Origin of the sequence: Candidatus Stoquefichus sp. SB1 (assembly GCF_001244545.1) — a bacterium.
Taxonomy (GTDB): Bacteria; Bacillota_I; Bacilli_A; order Erysipelotrichales; family Coprobacillaceae; genus Stoquefichus.
Window position 1 is genome coordinate 415,132 of the sequence record NZ_LN852693.1, and the last position, 18,140, is coordinate 433,271.

Below are 18,140 nucleotides of genomic sequence, written 5' to 3' on the forward strand. Positions count from 1 at the left end.
CAAGACCATTTTTCTATCCTAAATAAGCTTCCCTTACTTTAGGGTTATTCGCCACATCTTTAGCATCTCCTGAAACAGTAATATTTCCTGTTTCTAAGACATATGCACGATGAGCAATTGACAATGCCTTATTGGCATTTTGTTCTACAAGTAAAACAGTGACACCATCTTCTTTATTAATTTCCTGAATAATTGAAAAGATTTCATTCACAAGAATGGGTGACAATCCCATTGATGGTTCATCAAGAAGTAATAATTTAGGTTTTGACATTAATGCTCGTCCCATTGCCAGCATCTGCTGTTCACCACCTGATAAAGTCCCAGCCAACTGATTTTTTCTTTCCTTTAATCTCGGAAAACGCTGATAAACTTTATCAAGATCTTCATTGATTTTATGATCAGTGCGCAAATAAGCACCCATTTCTAAATTATCCTGTACAGAAAGTTGAGAAAAAATACGACGTCCTTCTGGAACCTGAGCTAATTTTTTAGCAATTATTTTATGCGCTGGTGTTTTTGTAATATCTTCTTGCAAAAAAGAAATAGCCCCTCCACTTGCCTTAATGAGACCACTAATCGCATGCATAACAGATGTCTTTCCAGCTCCATTGGCACCAATCAAAGCCACAATTTCTCCTTCATTGACTTCAAAGGAAACATTTTTAATGGCATGAATAACCCCATAATGTACATTTAAATTTTCTACCTTTAACATGTGTTAATCCTCCTACTCATCATTTCCTAGATATGCAGCAACAACATCCGGATTATTTCTGATTTCTTCAGGTGTTCCAAAAGCCAAAACAGTCCCAAAATTTAATACAGCGATTTTTTCACAAATCCCCATTACTAACTTCATATCATGCTCAATCAATAAAATAGCAATCGCAAATTTTTCTCTTACAATCTTAATTGTTTCCATTAACTCAGCAGTTTCAGTTGGATTCATCCCAGCTGCTGGCTCATCTAAAAGCAATAATTTAGGTGATGTTGCAAGTGCTCTGGCAATTTCTAATTTTCTTTGTTTTCCATAAGGTAAATTACTTGCCTTTACATGTGCAAATTGTTCTAAATCAAAAACACGCAATAAGCTTAAAGCCATTTCCTCCATAGCTTCTTCACCTTTAAAATACTTTGGTGTATGAACAATAGAACTTAATAATGAATAATTTTGTGAATGATGCAACCCTACTTTTACATTATCTAATACAGTCATATCTTTAAACAAACGAATATTTTGAAATGTTCTTGCGATACCAAACTGAGTAATTTGAGTTGGTGACATTTTTAATAATGATTTACCATCAAACATAATCTGACCACTAGTTGGTTTATAAACACCTGTCAATAAATTGAACACAGTTGTTTTTCCAGCACCATTAGGACCAATCAAACCAAATAATTGATTTTTATCAATTTCAAAATTGAATTCATCAACAGCTTTTAAACCACCAAATTGAATTCCTAAACCTTCTGTTTTTAATAAACTCATTGTTCACTCACCTCCTCATTTGTTTTTTTAGCAAACTTTGCTTTAATGCGAGGCATTAAATTCTTTTCTTTCATAATCATAGCTGCAATTAAAACAACAGCATATAACAACATACGATATTCAGAGAACGCACGTAAATATTCAGGTAATATAGTCATAACAATTGCTGCAATAACTGATCCCTTTAAGTTTCCTAAGCCACCTAAAACAACCATAACCAAGATTTCAACAGATTTGTTATAATCAAATGTTTTAGGAACAAGCATACCCATATAATGAGCATAAAGGCCACCAGCTAAACCAGCAAAAAATGCTGAAATCGCAAATGCCAATATTTTATAATAAGATGTAGGTATTCCTGCCAATTCACTAGCTGTTTCATCTTCACGAATAGAAATAATTGCACGTCCATGACGTGATTTAACAATACTATAAATCACATAGATTGTAACTAAAACACTAATAAAGCCTGTTGTAAAATCTGTATTCATAGGAATACCCATCAAACCTTTGGCACCATTTGTAATATTAAGATTTAACATAATCACACGAATAATTTCATTAAATGCTAAAGTGATAATACAAAGATAGTCACCTTTTAAACGCAATGTTGGAATTCCAATCAAAATACCAATAATACATGCTGCAATCGCACCTAAAATTAGACTCACAATGAAAGGAAGTTCAAAATAAATACTACAAATAGCAGAAACATAAGCACCAACTGACATAAAACCAGCGTGTCCTAATGTTAACTGACCTAAATAACCACTTGCTAAATTCAAACTCGTTGCCAAAACGATATTGATACAAGCCATAATCATAATACCTGACCAATAGTTATCAAGTATTCCTGAACTCATTGCAAACATCATGGCACCATAAATCACAAGAGCTATTATAAATGAAAGAATAAATTGTTGAATTTGCTTTTTCTTCATTCCGCCCACCTACACTTTCTCTCTTATGTTTTTACCAAACAAACCAGCAGGTTTAACCAGTAAAATAAAAATTAAGATTCCAAAAACAACAGCATCAGAAAATGCAGAAGAAATATATGAAATTGTAAAAGCCTCTGCAACGCCAATAATCAGACCTCCGACCATGGCACCAGGAATACTTCCAATCCCTCCTAAAACAGCTGCTATAAAAGCCTTAATACCAAGCATTGCACCTAAATAAGGATTAATCAATGAATAACTCATTCCATAAATAATTCCAGCAACGGCACCTAATCCAGACCCAATCGCAAATGTCATTGAAATCGTTGTATTGACATTAATACCCATCAACTCTGCTGCACCTTTATCTTCACTAACTGCACGCATCGCTTTTCCTAATTTCGTTTTGTTAATAAATAAAAGTAACAATCCTGTACATATCCCTGTTAAGCATAATGACAGCAATGAAACATATGTAATTTGTGCACCAAAAACATTTAATGATCCACTTGGCATATAAGCTGGAAATGTTCTTGCTGCTGAACCAAATAAAATTAAAAATAAATTTTGTAATAAATAACTGACACCAATAGCCGTAATTAAAACCGCTAAACTGCCACTGTTTCTTAATGGTTTATAAGCCACCTTTTCTGTAACTACTCCTAACAAAGCACAGCCAATAATTGATGCCAGAACACTGACAATCATTGGCATTCCTAACATTGATGTCATTAAATAAGCAATATATGCTCCTACCATGATAATTTCACCATGCGCAAAATTAATCATCTTAGCAATTCCATAAACCATTGTATATCCAATAGCTACCAAGGCATACATTCCACCTGTACTTAAGCCATTAATGATTTGCGTTAAAAAATCCATTATATAACCTCCCTATTCAAAAAAATAAAGGAGAAGAATCTCCTTTATTTTTCTTCATTAATCTAAATAAGTATATGCTCCATCTTTGATTGTTTTAACAACCAACTCTTTTGTTGGATTATGTTGACTATCAAATTTGAAAGTTCCTGTAATACCTGTATAATCAGTTTTTTCTAATGCAGCACAAACTTTTTCTGGATCAGTTGTTCCAGCCGCTTCAACAGCTTTAATCAATACCCAAGTCGCATCATAAGCCATTGTTCCAAACATATTTGTTTCTGCATTATATTTTGCTTTATAAGCTTCAACATATTTTTGAACTGCTTCAACACGATCATCAAATGTATTTGTATAATATGCTCCGTTGAAAATAGATTTATCAACATCTTTTACTGATAAAACGCCATCCCAACCATCTGTTCCTAAGAATGTACCTTTGAACCCAGCATCTTTAAATTGTTTCACCATTGTTGCAATTGTTTCATAATAATCTGGAATGAAAACTGCATCAGCACCAGAACTCATAACTTGTTGAATATAAGTTTTAAAATCTTTTTGTGTTTGTGGATATTTCTTTTCTAATACAATTTGTGTTCCATCTTCTTTTGCCTGTTTCACAAATGAATCTGTACATCCACCACTATAATCACTATCACTATTTGTTAAAATAGCAACTTTACTTGCTTTAATTGTTCCTTTTCCAATAGCAGAAGCAATTGTTTTTCCACCCATTGAATCATTTGAACAAGTTCTAAAATAATTAGCTTTTGTACTACCATCATTATTTAAAGTCACACTATCTCCTGAAGTACTTGAAGATACGATTGGTGTTCCATCATTCTTAGAAGCTTCACCTAAAGCCAAACCTTCAGCAGTAATAACTGGTCCAACAATTCCAACAATACCTTCTCCAACTAATTTCTTATAAGCACTTGTTGCTTGTTGTGCATCACCAGCAGAATCTTCTTTCAACAATTCAACTTTATACTTAGCATCCTTTGACGCATTATAATCAGCAATCGCTAATTCAATAGAACGCGCAACTGGAATACCATAAGTTGATGTTTCACCAGAAGTAGGGCCAACAAATCCAATCTTGATTGTATCTCCATCTTTTAATTCAACACCTTTAGATCCACCATTTCCACTACCACATCCAACAAGCATGCTTGCCGCTGCAACTGCAGATAAAACTTTCTTAAAATTCATTTTTTCTCTCCCCTTTTTAACACTTTTTATAGTATACATTTCATTATACTGAACATTTCAGACAAGTCAACAAAAATTTCACATACTTTTTCCATTATTCTAAAAATCATAATTTTTTTTCGATTTAGAACAAAATAGTCCCTCTTTTCAATTGTATAAAATACAATTATTTCAGTATCTATCGTTTTATTTTAAATTTTATCAATTGTTTAAACAAAAAAACAAAGAACAATCAGTAAAACTGATTATTCTATACTTTTTAATGATTCAACCATATTGACTTTATTTAAGACACGTCGCATTGTTAAATTAATTAAGAAAGTAAATCCTAATGTCATAGCAATAGCAATCAAATAACTTGATAAAGTCAGTTCTCTTACAAACATTGTTAAATCTAGCTCAACTGTTCTAATAATAAACTGATGCAAAACAAAACCAAAGATTGTGCCAACTAAAGAACCAATAACAGACAGTAAGATATTTTCTCTAAATATATAATCATAAACTTCCTTACGCCTAAAGCCTAACACTTTAATTGTTGCAATTTCACTCTTACGCTCTTGAATATTAATATTTGTCAAATTATAAAGAACGATAAAATTCAAAGCACCAGCACACAAAATCAAGATTATAATAACAATATCCAAACTTTGAACTTGATTAGAAAATTCACTACTACTACCATCTAGATAAGCCAAATGACCATAATGATGTTCATTCATATAGTTTTCTAAACTTGTTTTATAAGACTGATCAAGCTTTTTCATATTTAAAAATGCATGATTGACTTTTAAATCCTGAGATGTCGTATTTTCATATAATGTTTGAGACATATAAACAAAATTCATAAAATAATTTTCCATAATACTTGCAACTTTCACATTATACTTTGTTCCTGCAATCTCAATATCAATTGTATCATTGACACCTACTCCTAGCAATTCTGCAGTTTTGATTGATAAAACAACACCATCATCATTTAAAGCTATTTTTTTATTGTTCTGCATATCATGAAAACTAATAAAATTCTGAATATTTTCCATTGACTGATAAACAACTAGTGTTGCATAAAGATCTTCTTTGTTTTTTAAAACATTAACACTCTGATTTAAAACATATTCAACATTTGTGACTTCATCACGCTTGAGTAAGTTTTCCTGATATTTCTTAGCATCAGTGACACTGACTTCATCTTCTAAGCGCACTTGAGCATCATAAGTCAAAACTTTCTGATATTGTCGATCAATAACTTCAGATACTGAATATTTAATACCAAATCCTGTAATGATTAATGCGGTACACCCAGCAATTCCTATAATTGACATAAAGAAACGTTTCTTATATCTAAATATATTACGCATGGTGACTTTTTGATTAAATGAGAGGCGTTTCCAAATCAAGTCAATTTTCTCTAAAACAATTCTTTTCCCTAATTTTGGTGCCTTAGGACGCATAAGAACAGCCGGCATCAAATTCAATTCACTTATACAAACAGAGAGTGTCGCTATCATTGTTACAAAAACAGAAATAAAAATCGTTTGTAAAGTAATGATATAATCAGAAGAGATTAAAGTTGGCATTCGTACCTGAAACAGCATTAAACTATATAAATAATAAATGATTCTTGGGAAGAACTGTGTCCCTGCTACAATTCCTAAAGCACAGGCAATAAATGTTGCCAAAATTACATAAACAATATATTGTTTAATAACATCCCACTTAGAATAGCCTAAGGCACGTAGCGTTCCACTTTGACCTCTTTGTTCTTCAACCATTCTGGTCATTGTTGTTAATGAGACTAATGCTGAGACAAGGAAGAACATGAGTGGAAAGACATTGGCAATGGAAGAAATAGAATCCACATTTGAATCATAATTGACAATTCCAGCATTTTCATGTCTCGTTAATGTATATAATTTCCCTTTTGGAATTTGATCCACTTGTTCCTTAGCATCTGTAATTTGCAAATGGGCATCATCTAATTTTGATTTTGCTTCGCTTAATTGATGATTGGTTTTTAATTCTTCTAAAGTCAATTTGTTTTCTTGTTGCTGAATTTCTAATTTTGCCTTTTGAATTTGTAAACCAGCTTCATTTAATTGTGAAAAGCCTTCTATTGCAGTTGATGAAGACGCTAAAGTTTTTTGAATAGATTGTAAATCTTTTAAGACTTCATCAATTTCAGGTACTGTTGCAATTGATGGATTTTCTTTAAAATGCTCTAATTGCTTTTCTAATTCATCCAAATCTTTTTTGAGTTCTTTAGACGTTTCTTCAATTGTTCCTATCATCTTTTGAGTTTCTTCACTTGCTTGAGACTGTGCTTTTAAATATTCAGTTTCCTTATTAGCCAAAGTCATTTTGGCATTGGTTAATTGAATCTTAGCTTCTAATATTTTTGTATCAAATGTATTTTTAGAATCTGAATATGTCTGATATCCTTTATCATATTCTTTTTGTGCATCATCTAATTTTTTTTGTGCATCAGATGTCAATTGTTCATACAAATCACTCATTTTTAAAGATAGGTAACTTTTTATTTTTGTATTGACATCTTCTATATAGTCATCATATTCTTCACTAAATAAATTATATTGGTCTGCCCCTTTCACCGTAACAGAAATCTGATTATAAAGTGTTTTTTCATCACGCAAATCATACAAATCTTTAGGCATTGCTAAAAAAGCATTATTTTGATTTAAGATTTCAATATAACCAGAATTTGTTCCATCACCTAATGTATTGGTTCCACGATCTGTTTTGGCAATATATCTAACATCATTTACAATTCCTACGACTGTGAACGTTTTTTCTCCTTGATGATTAGAAATTTCAATTTTATCTCCAATTTGAGTTCCACTTTTAGCAATTTCAACATCTATTAAACATTCGTTATCTTGAGTCGGAAATTTTCCTTCTTTTAAATCTGGAAGATTAATCATATCCTGATGAAAGGTTTGCGTAGTGTAGACTTTAACACCAGATAATTTATCATTCATCATTGTTAGTGCATCAAACTGGTAACCATAATCAATTCGTGCAATACCCTGAATATTTTCTATTTGCTGAATATCTTCATCATTAAAACCTAAAGTTGCCATATATGTTAAATCAGCAAAATGATATTTATCCAAATAAGCATCCATTGTTTTCATCATTGTCCCTGGTGTATTTCTTAACCCAGCAAAAAAGGCAGCACCTAGAAATACAATTGAAAAAATCGAAAGAAATCTTGCTTTAGACTTAAAAATAGATTTCCATAAATTTTTCCAATAGACTGATTTTTTTTGTTTTACCATTCTATTTCCTCAATTAGTTTTGGATTCTCATTTAATTCAATTCCATAAACTTTCCCGTTACGTAAATGGATGACACGATCAGCCATTGGTGCTAAGGCTGAATTATGCGTAATAACAATGACAGTCATCTGATATGTTTCACACATTTCACGCAGCAATCCTAAAATCGCCTTTCCTGTTTGATAATCCAAAGCCCCTGTTGGTTCATCACATAAAAGTAATTTAGGATTTTTAGCAATTGCTCTAGCAATAGCTACACGCTGTTGCTCTCCACCAGATAATTGGGCCGGGAAATTATCCAAACGACTATCCAGTCCAACACGTTCCAAAACATTTCTGGCATCTAATGGATTTTTACAAATTTGTGTTGCTAATTCAACATTTTCTAAAGCTGTTAGATTTTGAACCAGATTATAAAACTGGAAGACAAATCCTATATCATTACGACGATATTCTGTTAATTTTTTTTCATCATAAAGTGCAATGTTTTCATCATCCACTAAAATAGAACCGCTCGTTGGCGAATCCATTCCTCCCAACAGATTTAAGATGGTTGTTTTCCCTGCGCCGGAAGCTCCTACAATAACAACAAATTCCCCTTTATTCACTTCAAAGTTGACGCCATCACTGGCATGAATTGTAATATCCCCCATTGTATAGCTTTTCATAATATTTTTAAATTGTATTAAAGCACACATTTCTCTTACCATCCTTTGTTTAATTTGTTATTATAATAATAGTAACACATTTTTATAAAAAAAGACATAATGGAGGTTAATTATGGGACAAATATTAATTATTTCAGATAGTCATTATATGCCCAAAAATAAATTATTAAAATTTATTAATCAATTCGATTCTTTAAAAGCTGTTATTCATTGTGGAGATATTTATATAGGTTATCAACCTGGTGATCTATCTATCAATTGTCCTTTATATATGTGTAAAGGAAATAATGATTTTGCTGATATACCCCGTATTCTTCATTTTGAAATTGATGGCAAGCGTTTTGTCATTACCCATGGCAACATGTATCAATATGCATACAATCCCCTTGCTTTAAAAGAATTATTAGAAGATTATCCCGCTGATATTATTTGTTTTGGTCATACACATATTCCATTTTTATATAAAGAAAACGACTTAATGATTATAAATCCAGGGAGTTTATCTTTAGGACGCAGTTATCCACGGCATAATACTTATGCATTATATGATACTCTAACAGACGAAGTTCATTTCTTTGACATTCAAGACAATCAGGAAGTTTTTATTCAAATAAAGAGAGATTGACAATTCAATCTCTCTTTATGATTCTACTAAATAATCAAATTTTTCTATACGATCAGTTTCTGCAATCATCAAAAAATGATCATCCATACGAATAACATATTGTGGATCAATGGATAAATCCAATTTATGAGTATCTTCATCTCTAATTCCTAAGACATTGATTCCATAATTTTTTCGTAAATTTAAAGCGGTTAAAGAATGACCTACCCATGCCTGAGGAACTTTCATTTCAACAACACTATAATTATCATCTAATTCTATTAAATCAGTAATATTCTTTCTTAATAATGAACGAGCCACTCTTTCGCCCATTTCCTTTTCAGGACGGCAAACACGATCAGCACCAATTTTTTCTAAAACCACTTTAAAGCGTTTATTTTTAGCTTTTGCAATAATATAAGGAACACCTATTTCCTTAAGATTTAAAACACCCAATAAGCTTTCCTCTAAATGATTTCCAATCGCAACAATTCCAACATCAAATTCTTCTACACCCAAATCAATTAAAAATTGTTGATCAGTAATATCACCGATAACTGCTTTGGTTGCAAATTCCGAAACTCTTTGGACACATTCTGGGTCTTTATCAACTGCCAAAACTTCACATCCAAATTGTGATAATGTTTTTGTAATTGTAGAGCCAAAAACACCTAGACCCAATACAACATATTGCCTGCTTTTCATACAACTAACCTATTAAGACATTGGCTTCAGGATAAACAATGTCTTTTCCTTTCATTTGATTATATCTTTTAGCAAATATTAATACCATTGTGATTGGTCCAATACGACCAATATACATTAAAATAATAATGACAATTTTTCCTACACTTGTCAAGAGTGGTGTCACTCCAGCCGTTAAACCAACTGTTGCAAATGCTGAGAAAACTTCAAAAACCAAATCAATAAATGAGCATTCTTCACTAATAGCTAAAACAACCAAACCAATGATACAAATAAAGAAACTTACCATAGCGATAGTTAATGAACGCTTAACAACTTGATCAGAAATAGAACGCTTCATTAATTTAATGCGATCACTCCCTTTCACAAGCGAATGAATATATAACAACATAATAGCAAAAGTAACTGTTTTAATACCACCAGCAGTTCCCGCAGGAGAACCACCAATAAACATAAACATTGCCATAATCAGTTTTGTTGAAACATGCAACGCACCAATATCCACAGTAGCAAAGCCAGCTGTTCTTAAAGTTGTTGATTGAAAGAAACTGGCTAGTATTTTTTCTGGCCAAGGCATTGTTCCTAATGTCTTCATATTATCAAATTCAAGACCTAAAATAATAAGTGTTCCTGAAATCAATAAAAAGATGGTAATTAAAAAAACAATTTTTGTATGTAAAGATAAAGATGTAATAAATTTTCTTAATTTAAAAACTTTAAAATTATCTTTATAATGCTGCCAAGCCATTCTCAAATCAACCCAGACAACAAATCCTAATCCACCAGCGATAATTAATCCTGAAACAACTAAATTCACAATGACATTATTATAATATCCCATTAATGAACTTGCTCCTAAGATATCAAAGCCAGCATTACAGAAAGCTGAAATAGAATGAAAAATTGAAAAATAAAGTCCTTTTACAATCCCAAATTCAGGGATAAAAACAAAACTTAAAAATAGTGCACCTGTCAATTCAAAGACAACTGTATATTTGATAACTCTTTTGATATAAATACTCATCGCACGCATTGAATTTTGATTCAAGGCCTCTTGCATAATAATTTTATTTGTATAAGACAATTTCTTTTTAAAAGCAACAAGCATCATATTTAAAAGGGTTAAAAAACCTAACCCACCTATTTGAATTAATGCTAAAATCACCAATTGACCAAATAAAGTATATTGTTCAGCAACAACAATAGGCACAAGTCCAGTCACACATGTTGCTGATGTCGCAATAAACAAATGATCCAGATAAGGAATCACTGTTCCTTGATTAGAAATAGATAACGATAATAATAAAGATCCTATAATAATAACCATAAAGAAACTAAAGGCAATACGACGTGTTGGCGAAAATACCTTTTTCTTTTTATCTTTATGAATATCAATTGCTTCCATGTTGATCCTCCCTCAAAATCATTTCAGCACACATTATGCCATCAACTGCTGCCGACATAATTCCACCAGCATAACCAGCACCTTCCCCAATTGGATAGAGTCGGGTAGCAAAATCGGATTGTAACAACTCATTACGAACGATTCTTACAGGCGCACTGCTTCTCGCCTCTACACCTGTTAAGATGGTTGCTTCATCAATAAAGCCTGGCATTTTCTGATTCATTAATTGCAATCCTTCTTTTAAATTTCGATTAATAAATTCAGGAAAAAGTTCATTCAAATTAGCCAAATGATATCCAAATTGGAAACTTGGTATGATTTCATTAAGTGTTCCCAATTGATTATCCAGATAATCAGCAACGCGTTGCACCGGAGCTTGATAATTGCCACCACCCAATAAGAATGCTTTTCTTTCTAATTGACGCTGAAATTCAATTCCAGCAAGCGGATGACTGCTTTTAAAATCTTCTGGTGTCACATTGACAAGAATAGCACTATTGGCGTTTTTACCATCACGAGCATAATAGCTCATTCCATTCACACATAAAGTCTTTTCTTCATGTTGAGAAGGAACTACATAGCCTCCAGGACACATACAAAATGTATATACTCCTCGTCCTTCGCTTGTTTGCACTGCAAGTTTATAAGGTGCAGCTTTTAAATAAGGTGAAGTGGCACTTTGCTTATACTGAATTTGATTGATCTTTGCTTGAGACTGCTCAATACGCAAACCAACCGCAAAAGGTTTAGCAAGCATTGGCAAGCCTTTATGATACAACATTTCATAAGTATCTCTTGCGCTATGTCCAATGGCTAAAACAAGTGCATCAGCAACGATTGTTTGTTGTTGATGTGCATGTAATGTTTGAATTTGATATTGATCATTTTGATATTGAAAATCAGTCATTTGTGTTTCAAACAAAAAGTGTACACCTTTCTTTTCCATTGTTTCTCTCATACTGATTAATACTTTTCGTAAATAATCAGTCCCTATATGTGGTTTAGAATCATACATAATATCTTCTGGAGCTCCATGTTTTACAAAAGTCTCTAAAATATATTGAAGTCGTACATTTTTAATACCAGTTGTTAATTTTCCATCAGAGAAAGTTCCTGCCCCACCTTCACCAAAAGCAATATTGCTATCTGGATTAAGAATTCCCTGCAATAAAAGTCGATCAACATCTTTAATACGTTCTTCAACCTTTTTTCCTCTTTCAATTACTGTAATATTTTGTCCTGAATGCGCAAGCACATAAGCACAAAATAACCCAGCTGGTCCACTTCCTACCACTACAACATTTTGTTTATGATGAGCTGATAAATATTGATAATGATAAGGTTTGACTCTTTGCAGTTGAGGATGTTTTTGAAGAAGTTTATCTTCGTCTTGGACCTCAAAATCAAAACTACAAATCCAATGGACAACTTTACGTCTGGCATCAACTGACCTTTTTGAAAGATGAACTTCTTTTATTTCCTTTTCTCTAATGTTTAAAACCTGTGAAAGAATTTTACTATAATTTGTCTGTCCTAATTTGACTTTGACATTATGTATTCGTAACATGGTCTTCCCTTTCTATTGCCTTTGCAACCTGATATGCACTTGCCAAAGCAAAATGCAAATTATAACCACCACATAAGCCCGCAACATTTAAAATTTCTCCGATTGCATACATATGTGGATATTTTTTTATTGATAAATTTTCATCGACTTCCTTTAAAGAAAGTCCTCCTTTCATCACCTGAGCTGTTTCATATGACCTTAAACCTGCCACATTCAAACGAAAATGCTTCAACTGATGAACAATATGAGAAACACTTTGATTAGACATTTTCTCAAAATAAGAGGCAATTTTGCTATGAAGTAATCCATCGTAGAAATGATTATAGCCTTTATTGCTACGAAGTTCAATATATTCAGTCAAATTCTTTTCATCTTCTTCATCAAAAAAATCAATCTCCAGCTGATAATCATGACCTTGCTGATAAAAAGCTGATAATTGCATCACAGCAATCCCACTTATCCCATAATCAGTGAAGAGTAACTCACCCTTTTCAGTATGAATACATTGACCATCTTCTAACAATGAAAAAGTTCCTTTTATTCTCACACCTTTCCATTGTTTTATCACTGGTTTTGTATACATCTGAACTAATGATGGCTGTGGTGGTACAACTTTAAGATGTAATTTTTTAAACACATCATAACGTGATTGATTGATTCCTGAAAGTTTCCCTGCCTCACTTCCCATAGCCCATATAAGAACATCAGCATGAATTTGCTGTTGATTAGTATGGACAATATAAGACTGATGATATTCTATAGATAAAACTTCTTGATTATACAAAAAACAAACACCTAATTCTTCAGCTCTATGCATAAAAATCTGTTTCACTGATAATGCTTGTTCACTTTTAGGATAGAGTAATTGTCCCTGATAAAGACAATGCAAGCCTAATTTATCCATTTCTTTTAACATATCAAAAGATTTGACAATCTTTCCTACCAATTCATTATTATCACTATGATAACACTCCTGAGTTATATATCGATTAGATAAATTACAACGTCCATTGCCTGAGGCAAGAACTTTTTTTAAAGAGACGGCATTTTGTTCCACAACAATAACATCTGTATTGCTTAATTTTTGCTTTAAAAGAATTGACAAATAAACACCTGATGCTCCTGCACCTACAATCACAATTTTCTTCATTTCTGTCACCTCTTACACTATTTTATACGAAATAATACGATTATACCATTTTTTATTGAAAAATCATCAAAAAATGTTTATAATACAAAAGGAATTTTAAAAGGAGGAATCACGTATGGGTAGAGCACATGAAGTGCGTAAAGTCGCTATGGCGAAAACAGCAGCAAAAAAAGCAAAAGTCTATTCTCGCTATGGAAAAGAAATTTATTTAGCAGCAAAAGCTGGTGGTCCTGAACCTGATGCCAACTTATCATTGAGACGTTTGATTGAAAAAGCAAAGAAAGATCAAGTACCTGCTGATGTTATTAAACGTGCCATTGATAAAGTCAAAAGTGGTGTAACTGAAGACTATGAACCAATTCAATTTGAAGGATTTGGTCCTAATAACTCAACAATTATTGTTAAATGTTTAACTGATAATATTAATCGTACTATTTCTCAAGTACGTCCAGCATTTACAAAATCTAAATCTAAATTAGGTGCTGAAGGTTCAGTTTCTTATTTATATGATGTCGAAAGTACTGTTATCTTTAAGGGTATGGATGAAGAAACTGCATTAGAAGCATTAATTATGGCTGAAGTAGATGCTAAAGATATTACAACACTAGAAGATGGCCGTATTAAGGTAACTGGTGAACCAACTGATTTATATAAAATCAAAACAGCTATTGAAGAAGCTAATTCTGATGTTGAATTTGATATTTATGAAATCACAACAACACCTCAAGATTATGTTGAACTTGATGGTGATGATATGATGTTATTTGAAAGATTAATGGATTTATTAGATGATTGTGATGATGTCGATCAAGTTTTCCATAATGTTTCTAATTATGATGATGGAGAAGAAGAATAACATGCAAGGCATGTTATCTTTTTTATATGTACGTTACACATTTATTTCATAGTGGATGTCTTGTTGAATTAGAACATCATAGTTTACTCTTTGATTATTATCAGGGGGACTTAAAAATCAATCAAGAAAAACCACTTTATGTATTTGTCTCACATAGACATTTTGATCATTATAATCCACAAATTTTTAAATTGGAACATCCACAAGTCACATATATTCTTTCTAATGATTTAAGACATAAATATGATGGTCATTATGTTGATGTTCATCAAACATATCAATTTGATGATGTGAAAGTGAAAACTTTGTTATCGACTGATGAAGGATGTGCATTCATTGTAGAAGTTGAAAACAAGTCTATTTATTTTGCTGGTGATTTAAATTGGTGGCACTGGGATGGTGAACCCGATGAAGATAATCAATATCAAGAAATCACTTATAAACAAGAAATCAATTCTATTCAGCAACCTCTTGATATTGCTTTTGTTGTGGTAGACAAAAGACAAGAAGATAACTATCTTTTAGGCTTACAGTATTTTTTAAACCACGTCAACACTCAGTATATTTTCCCTATTCATTATTTTGGTGACTATACAATAAGTGAACAATTAAAAAAAGAAAAGCTTGATAATTCTTACCAAGCTCAAATCATAGATATACATCACCAAGATGAAAGATTTGAAATTGAGATCTCATAAGAGATCTTTTCTTTTACCAATTCAATTCATCTAAAAAGAGAGACATATTTTTTATAACTGTTAATTTTGTTTTGATCATCTGATTATTTTTATAAATAACAACCAAATCATCTGATTGATAGATATCATATCCCTGTTGTTGACTTTTAACATAAATATCATCTGTTTCTTCAAGAAACTTTTGCAGCAAATAATCACTCATACCACTTTTTAAACTTTTTGCATAATCAAGAAAATCATATTCCCCTATTTCATAAGCATAATAATCTAAAAACAGAGAATGTTCTTCATCATTTAAAGTGAATTTCATAGCCGCATTAGGAAGTTGTGGTGGCGTATAAGTTGTCATCCATGCACTTCCAAGTGAAAAAAGAATAAAAGCGAAACCAATGCCATATGTGAAAAGTGAGAGCCCTTGTAATAAGAAAGGATTTTCTTTTTTTCGTTTTATAAAATAAATAACCAATGCCAAACAAGGACAAAACAAAATATACAAACAAACCAAATACATTGTTTCATCACTGAAAAGTAATGTTCCAAAGACAACTAAGAAAAACAAAAACTGTAAAATATAACTTCTCAATAAACAAACATGATAATGATAATTTGCTTTGTTTAAGATGAAATATGAAATATAATAGCCAGTATTCAAACCTAATACAACCCAATAAATCACGAAAAAGAAACTTCCGATAAAGCTTGAAATCGTAACAAAATCGTAAAACGAAGGTGAAAAACAGTCAAATAAATACATAAAACATAAAAGTATAGGAATAATTAAAAACTGTTTCAACAAAGATTGTTTTGAATACCGATAAATAAGTTCTTTATCAACATTTTCATCTGTATAGATTGCTCTTGCATTTTGTGATGCAAAGATATAAAAGATACTATATCTATCAATATACTGATAGCCACTTTCTTCAAATAACTGAACATATTTTTCATCTACTTCTGGCTGAATAAATATACTGTTTTTATCATGAATCGCAACATGATAATAAATTTCACTCTCATCTTTTTCATACGTACTTAAATAACTATTAAATTTTTTTAAATGATATCCTTTCCTGGCCATACCATTTAAATAATCTTCAAACTGTGTTCTTTCAAATGGAAAAAAGCCATTTAAATTCAATACTCTTTTCATTATACCCCTCCTATAAAATCAATCTATCATACAAAATACCTCTTACCATCCAAATCCCAAATACCGCTTTGTATCTGTATTCAACAACTGATGATTTCCCCTTAAAAAACGATGCCCTTTAGAAACAATCACATCATCTTCATTGATATAATAGATATCATATCCCTGATCTGTTGTTTTCTTATAGTGCTCATTTATTAACATATTGTTAAAAACAATTGGGTAAATCTGATCACAGTAACTTTCAAAATATGCCAATCGATTTCCATCAGTATCCTGATAATTGACATATCCTGCTAAACTTGATTGCTGAAAAACAATATATGGCTTTTGAGCTGTTAATGGTATATTCATTTGAGGATAGCCTACTCCTGATATGAGATAGAAAAATGAGATAATAGCAGTAAAACAAAACGTTATAAGAGGAATCTTCATTGCTAACCAGATATTTTCTGTTTTTCCAATCAAATAATTTCCAATAAGACAAAGTAACAAATAAACACCAATAATGATGCCATATGTAATATATGGTGTTTTAGCTATAATGACTGCTAATAATGACAACAGACAAGCAAAAATCAAAGCTGTATGATAAGAACGTTTTAAAATATGAATATAAGAATATTCCACTTTCTTTGTTAACTTATATTTCAGATAAGGATAAATACTCGCCACAAAATATCCAAGTAATACAAACAGCCAAAGCACAATATTCATGAGCCAATAATCACTTGAAACGCTGAAAACATCAATTGAAAATTTCATCCAAAGAATAATCATCCAACATGTACAAAAGAACAAATCTGACAATAAATGCCGATGAGAAGTTTTACGAATCAACTCTTTTTCTACATCTTCATCAGTATGAATAGGCTTATTTTCAAGAGAAGTAAAAATATAGAAAGGTTCACAATAATCTAATAATTCATAGCCATTATTTTGAAAATATTCAAAGTATTCTTCTTTTTGAGGAACATCAACAAAACCATCTTTTTGACTATAGACATCAATATAATAATAAATTTGATGAATGGGTTCAGACTTAAAGACAAGATATTGAGAATGAATTTTTGTCAAGTATTTTCCTTTCTTGGCCATTTCATTTAAATAGTCTTCTAATTGTTGTTTTTCAAAGTAATGAAATTGATTATATTTTAATTCATGTTTCATAAATATCATCCTCACTCTGCTTTGTATCTTCTATCATTTCTAAAAGATGCTGATATTCTTTTTCTAGCATTATACGACCAATATTTGTTATGATATAACTTCTCTTACGCCCTTCTGACTTTTTTTCCTGAATCCATTTTTCATCTTCAAATTTTGAAAGAATTGCATATAATGTTCCTGGTCCAAGAACAACTCTTCCATGGGTGAGTTGTTCAATGTATTGTGATATTTCTACTCCATATCTTTCTTTTTTTAATGCTAATAAAACATAATACATTTGCTCTGTTAAAGTTTTTAATTGGACTCTTGGCATGCATGATCAACTCCTTAATATCGTTTAA

General features: G+C 31.5%; 17 protein-coding genes. 3 read left to right on the forward strand and 14 right to left on the reverse strand.

Annotation, left to right across the window (positions count from 1 at the left end; genetic code table 11):
- Positions 1 to 13: 13 nt before the first annotated feature.
- The 7 genes from BN1865_RS03170 to BN1865_RS03200 all read right to left on the reverse strand — a co-directional run bounded on the left by BN1865_RS03170 (position 14) and on the right by BN1865_RS03200 (position 8,524).
- On the reverse strand, positions 14 to 715 hold the full coding sequence (locus tag BN1865_RS03170; protein WP_050635812.1) for an ABC transporter ATP-binding protein: 702 nt from the start codon (positions 713 to 715) through the stop codon (positions 14 to 16).
- A 12-nt stretch (positions 716 to 727) separates the two neighbouring features.
- Positions 728 to 1,492 (reverse strand): ABC transporter ATP-binding protein, encoded by a 765-nt coding sequence (locus tag BN1865_RS03175; RefSeq protein WP_050635813.1) that lies wholly within the window; start codon positions 1,490 to 1,492, stop codon positions 728 to 730.
- Positions 1,489 to 2,433, reverse strand: a complete 945-nt coding sequence (locus BN1865_RS03180) for a branched-chain amino acid ABC transporter permease (RefSeq protein WP_050635814.1) — start codon at positions 2,431 to 2,433, stop codon at positions 1,489 to 1,491. Before BN1865_RS03180 ends, BN1865_RS03175 begins: the two co-directional genes overlap by 4 nt.
- 9 nt (positions 2,434 to 2,442) lie before the next feature.
- Positions 2,443 to 3,318 (reverse strand): branched-chain amino acid ABC transporter permease, encoded by an 876-nt coding sequence (locus tag BN1865_RS03185; protein WP_050635815.1) that lies wholly within the window; start codon positions 3,316 to 3,318, stop codon positions 2,443 to 2,445.
- Positions 3,319 to 3,375: 57 nt separating this feature from the next.
- Complete coding sequence (locus BN1865_RS03190; RefSeq protein ID WP_050635816.1) at positions 3,376 to 4,527, reverse strand: ABC transporter substrate-binding protein; 1,152 nt, start codon at positions 4,525 to 4,527, stop codon at positions 3,376 to 3,378.
- Between the two features lie 245 nt (positions 4,528 to 4,772).
- Positions 4,773 to 7,826 (reverse strand): ABC transporter permease, encoded by a 3,054-nt coding sequence (locus BN1865_RS03195; protein WP_050635817.1) that lies wholly within the window; start codon positions 7,824 to 7,826, stop codon positions 4,773 to 4,775.
- Positions 7,820 to 8,524 (reverse strand): ABC transporter ATP-binding protein, encoded by a 705-nt coding sequence (locus tag BN1865_RS03200; protein WP_050635818.1) that lies wholly within the window; start codon positions 8,522 to 8,524, stop codon positions 7,820 to 7,822. The genes BN1865_RS03195 and BN1865_RS03200 overlap by 7 nt, the downstream gene beginning before the upstream one ends.
- 82 nt (positions 8,525 to 8,606) lie before the next feature.
- On the opposite strand from BN1865_RS03200, the gene BN1865_RS03205 reads away from it, so the two are divergent.
- Entirely contained in the window at positions 8,607 to 9,119 is a 513-nt protein-coding gene (locus BN1865_RS03205; RefSeq protein WP_050635819.1) for a metallophosphoesterase family protein, read from the forward strand.
- Between the two features lie 15 nt (positions 9,120 to 9,134).
- Here the strand turns inward: BN1865_RS03205 and BN1865_RS03210 are convergent, their stop codons facing one another.
- From BN1865_RS03210 to BN1865_RS03225, 4 genes are read right to left on the reverse strand one after another with little or no spacing between them, the layout of a single operon-like run.
- Positions 9,135 to 9,803, reverse strand: coding sequence for a potassium channel family protein (locus BN1865_RS03210; RefSeq protein WP_050635820.1), 669 nt, complete (start codon positions 9,801 to 9,803; stop codon positions 9,135 to 9,137).
- 4 nt (positions 9,804 to 9,807) lie between these two features.
- On the reverse strand, positions 9,808 to 11,208 hold the full coding sequence (locus BN1865_RS03215; RefSeq protein ID WP_050635821.1) for a TrkH family potassium uptake protein: 1,401 nt from the start codon (positions 11,206 to 11,208) through the stop codon (positions 9,808 to 9,810).
- Positions 11,195 to 12,775 (reverse strand): NAD(P)/FAD-dependent oxidoreductase, encoded by a 1,581-nt coding sequence (locus tag BN1865_RS03220; protein WP_050635822.1) that lies wholly within the window; start codon positions 12,773 to 12,775, stop codon positions 11,195 to 11,197. Before BN1865_RS03220 ends, BN1865_RS03215 begins: the two co-directional genes overlap by 14 nt.
- Positions 12,759 to 13,925, reverse strand: coding sequence for an aminoacetone oxidase family FAD-binding enzyme (locus tag BN1865_RS03225; RefSeq protein WP_050635823.1), 1,167 nt, complete (start codon positions 13,923 to 13,925; stop codon positions 12,759 to 12,761). The genes BN1865_RS03220 and BN1865_RS03225 overlap by 17 nt, the downstream gene beginning before the upstream one ends.
- Positions 13,926 to 14,040: 115 nt before the next feature.
- Between BN1865_RS03225 and BN1865_RS03230 the strand changes: the two genes are divergently transcribed.
- Positions 14,041 to 14,781 (forward strand): YebC/PmpR family DNA-binding transcriptional regulator, encoded by a 741-nt coding sequence (locus tag BN1865_RS03230; protein WP_050635824.1) that lies wholly within the window; start codon positions 14,041 to 14,043, stop codon positions 14,779 to 14,781.
- Positions 14,782 to 14,807: 26 nt separating this feature from the next.
- A complete protein-coding gene (locus BN1865_RS03235; RefSeq protein WP_050635825.1) occupies positions 14,808 to 15,479 on the forward strand; it encodes an MBL fold metallo-hydrolase in 672 nt (223 codons plus the stop codon).
- Positions 15,480 to 15,492: 13 nt separating this feature from the next.
- On the opposite strand, the gene BN1865_RS03240 is transcribed toward BN1865_RS03235, so the two are convergent.
- From BN1865_RS03240 to BN1865_RS03250, 3 genes are read right to left on the reverse strand one after another with little or no spacing between them, the layout of a single operon-like run.
- Positions 15,493 to 16,629: a DUF2812 domain-containing protein gene (locus BN1865_RS03240; RefSeq protein WP_050635826.1), complete on the reverse strand. Its 1,137-nt coding sequence runs from the start codon at positions 16,627 to 16,629 to the stop codon at positions 15,493 to 15,495.
- A gap of 42 nt (positions 16,630 to 16,671) precedes the next feature.
- Positions 16,672 to 17,799 (reverse strand): DUF2812 domain-containing protein, encoded by a 1,128-nt coding sequence (locus BN1865_RS03245; protein WP_050635827.1) that lies wholly within the window; start codon positions 17,797 to 17,799, stop codon positions 16,672 to 16,674.
- Entirely contained in the window at positions 17,789 to 18,112 is a 324-nt protein-coding gene (locus BN1865_RS03250; RefSeq protein WP_050635828.1) for a PadR family transcriptional regulator, read from the reverse strand. The genes BN1865_RS03245 and BN1865_RS03250 overlap by 11 nt, the downstream gene beginning before the upstream one ends.
- Between the last annotated feature and the right edge of the window lie 28 nt (positions 18,113 to 18,140).

Excerpts from the sequence above, each read along its gene's own strand:
- BN1865_RS03170 (WP_050635812.1), bottom strand. The coding sequence starts at position 715 with ATGTTAAAGGTAGAAAATTTAAATGTACATTATGGGGTTATTCATGCC.
- BN1865_RS03175 (WP_050635813.1), bottom strand. The coding sequence starts at position 1,492 with ATGAGTTTATTAAAAACAGAAGGTTTAGGAATTCAATTTGGTGGTTTA.
- BN1865_RS03180 (WP_050635814.1), bottom strand. The coding sequence starts at position 2,433 with ATGAAGAAAAAGCAAATTCAACAATTTATTCTTTCATTTATAATAGCT.
- BN1865_RS03185 (WP_050635815.1), bottom strand. The coding sequence starts at position 3,318 with ATGGATTTTTTAACGCAAATCATTAATGGCTTAAGTACAGGTGGAATG.
- BN1865_RS03190 (WP_050635816.1), bottom strand. The coding sequence starts at position 4,527 with ATGAATTTTAAGAAAGTTTTATCTGCAGTTGCAGCGGCAAGCATGCTT.
- BN1865_RS03195 (WP_050635817.1), bottom strand. The coding sequence starts at position 7,826 with ATGGTAAAACAAAAAAAATCAGTCTATTGGAAAAATTTATGGAAATCT.
- BN1865_RS03200 (WP_050635818.1), bottom strand. The coding sequence starts at position 8,524 with ATGTGTGCTTTAATACAATTTAAAAATATTATGAAAAGCTATACAATG.
- BN1865_RS03205 (WP_050635819.1), top strand. The coding sequence starts at position 8,607 with ATGGGACAAATATTAATTATTTCAGATAGTCATTATATGCCCAAAAAT.
- BN1865_RS03210 (WP_050635820.1), bottom strand. The coding sequence starts at position 9,803 with ATGAAAAGCAGGCAATATGTTGTATTGGGTCTAGGTGTTTTTGGCTCT.
- BN1865_RS03215 (WP_050635821.1), bottom strand. The coding sequence starts at position 11,208 with ATGGAAGCAATTGATATTCATAAAGATAAAAAGAAAAAGGTATTTTCG.
- BN1865_RS03220 (WP_050635822.1), bottom strand. The coding sequence starts at position 12,775 with ATGTTACGAATACATAATGTCAAAGTCAAATTAGGACAGACAAATTAT.
- BN1865_RS03225 (WP_050635823.1), bottom strand. The coding sequence starts at position 13,925 with ATGAAGAAAATTGTGATTGTAGGTGCAGGAGCATCAGGTGTTTATTTG.
- BN1865_RS03230 (WP_050635824.1), top strand. The coding sequence starts at position 14,041 with ATGGGTAGAGCACATGAAGTGCGTAAAGTCGCTATGGCGAAAACAGCA.
- BN1865_RS03235 (WP_050635825.1), top strand. The coding sequence starts at position 14,808 with ATGTACGTTACACATTTATTTCATAGTGGATGTCTTGTTGAATTAGAA.
- BN1865_RS03240 (WP_050635826.1), bottom strand. The coding sequence starts at position 16,629 with ATGAAAAGAGTATTGAATTTAAATGGCTTTTTTCCATTTGAAAGAACA.
- BN1865_RS03245 (WP_050635827.1), bottom strand. The coding sequence starts at position 17,799 with ATGAAACATGAATTAAAATATAATCAATTTCATTACTTTGAAAAACAA.
- BN1865_RS03250 (WP_050635828.1), bottom strand. The coding sequence starts at position 18,112 with ATGCCAAGAGTCCAATTAAAAACTTTAACAGAGCAAATGTATTATGTT.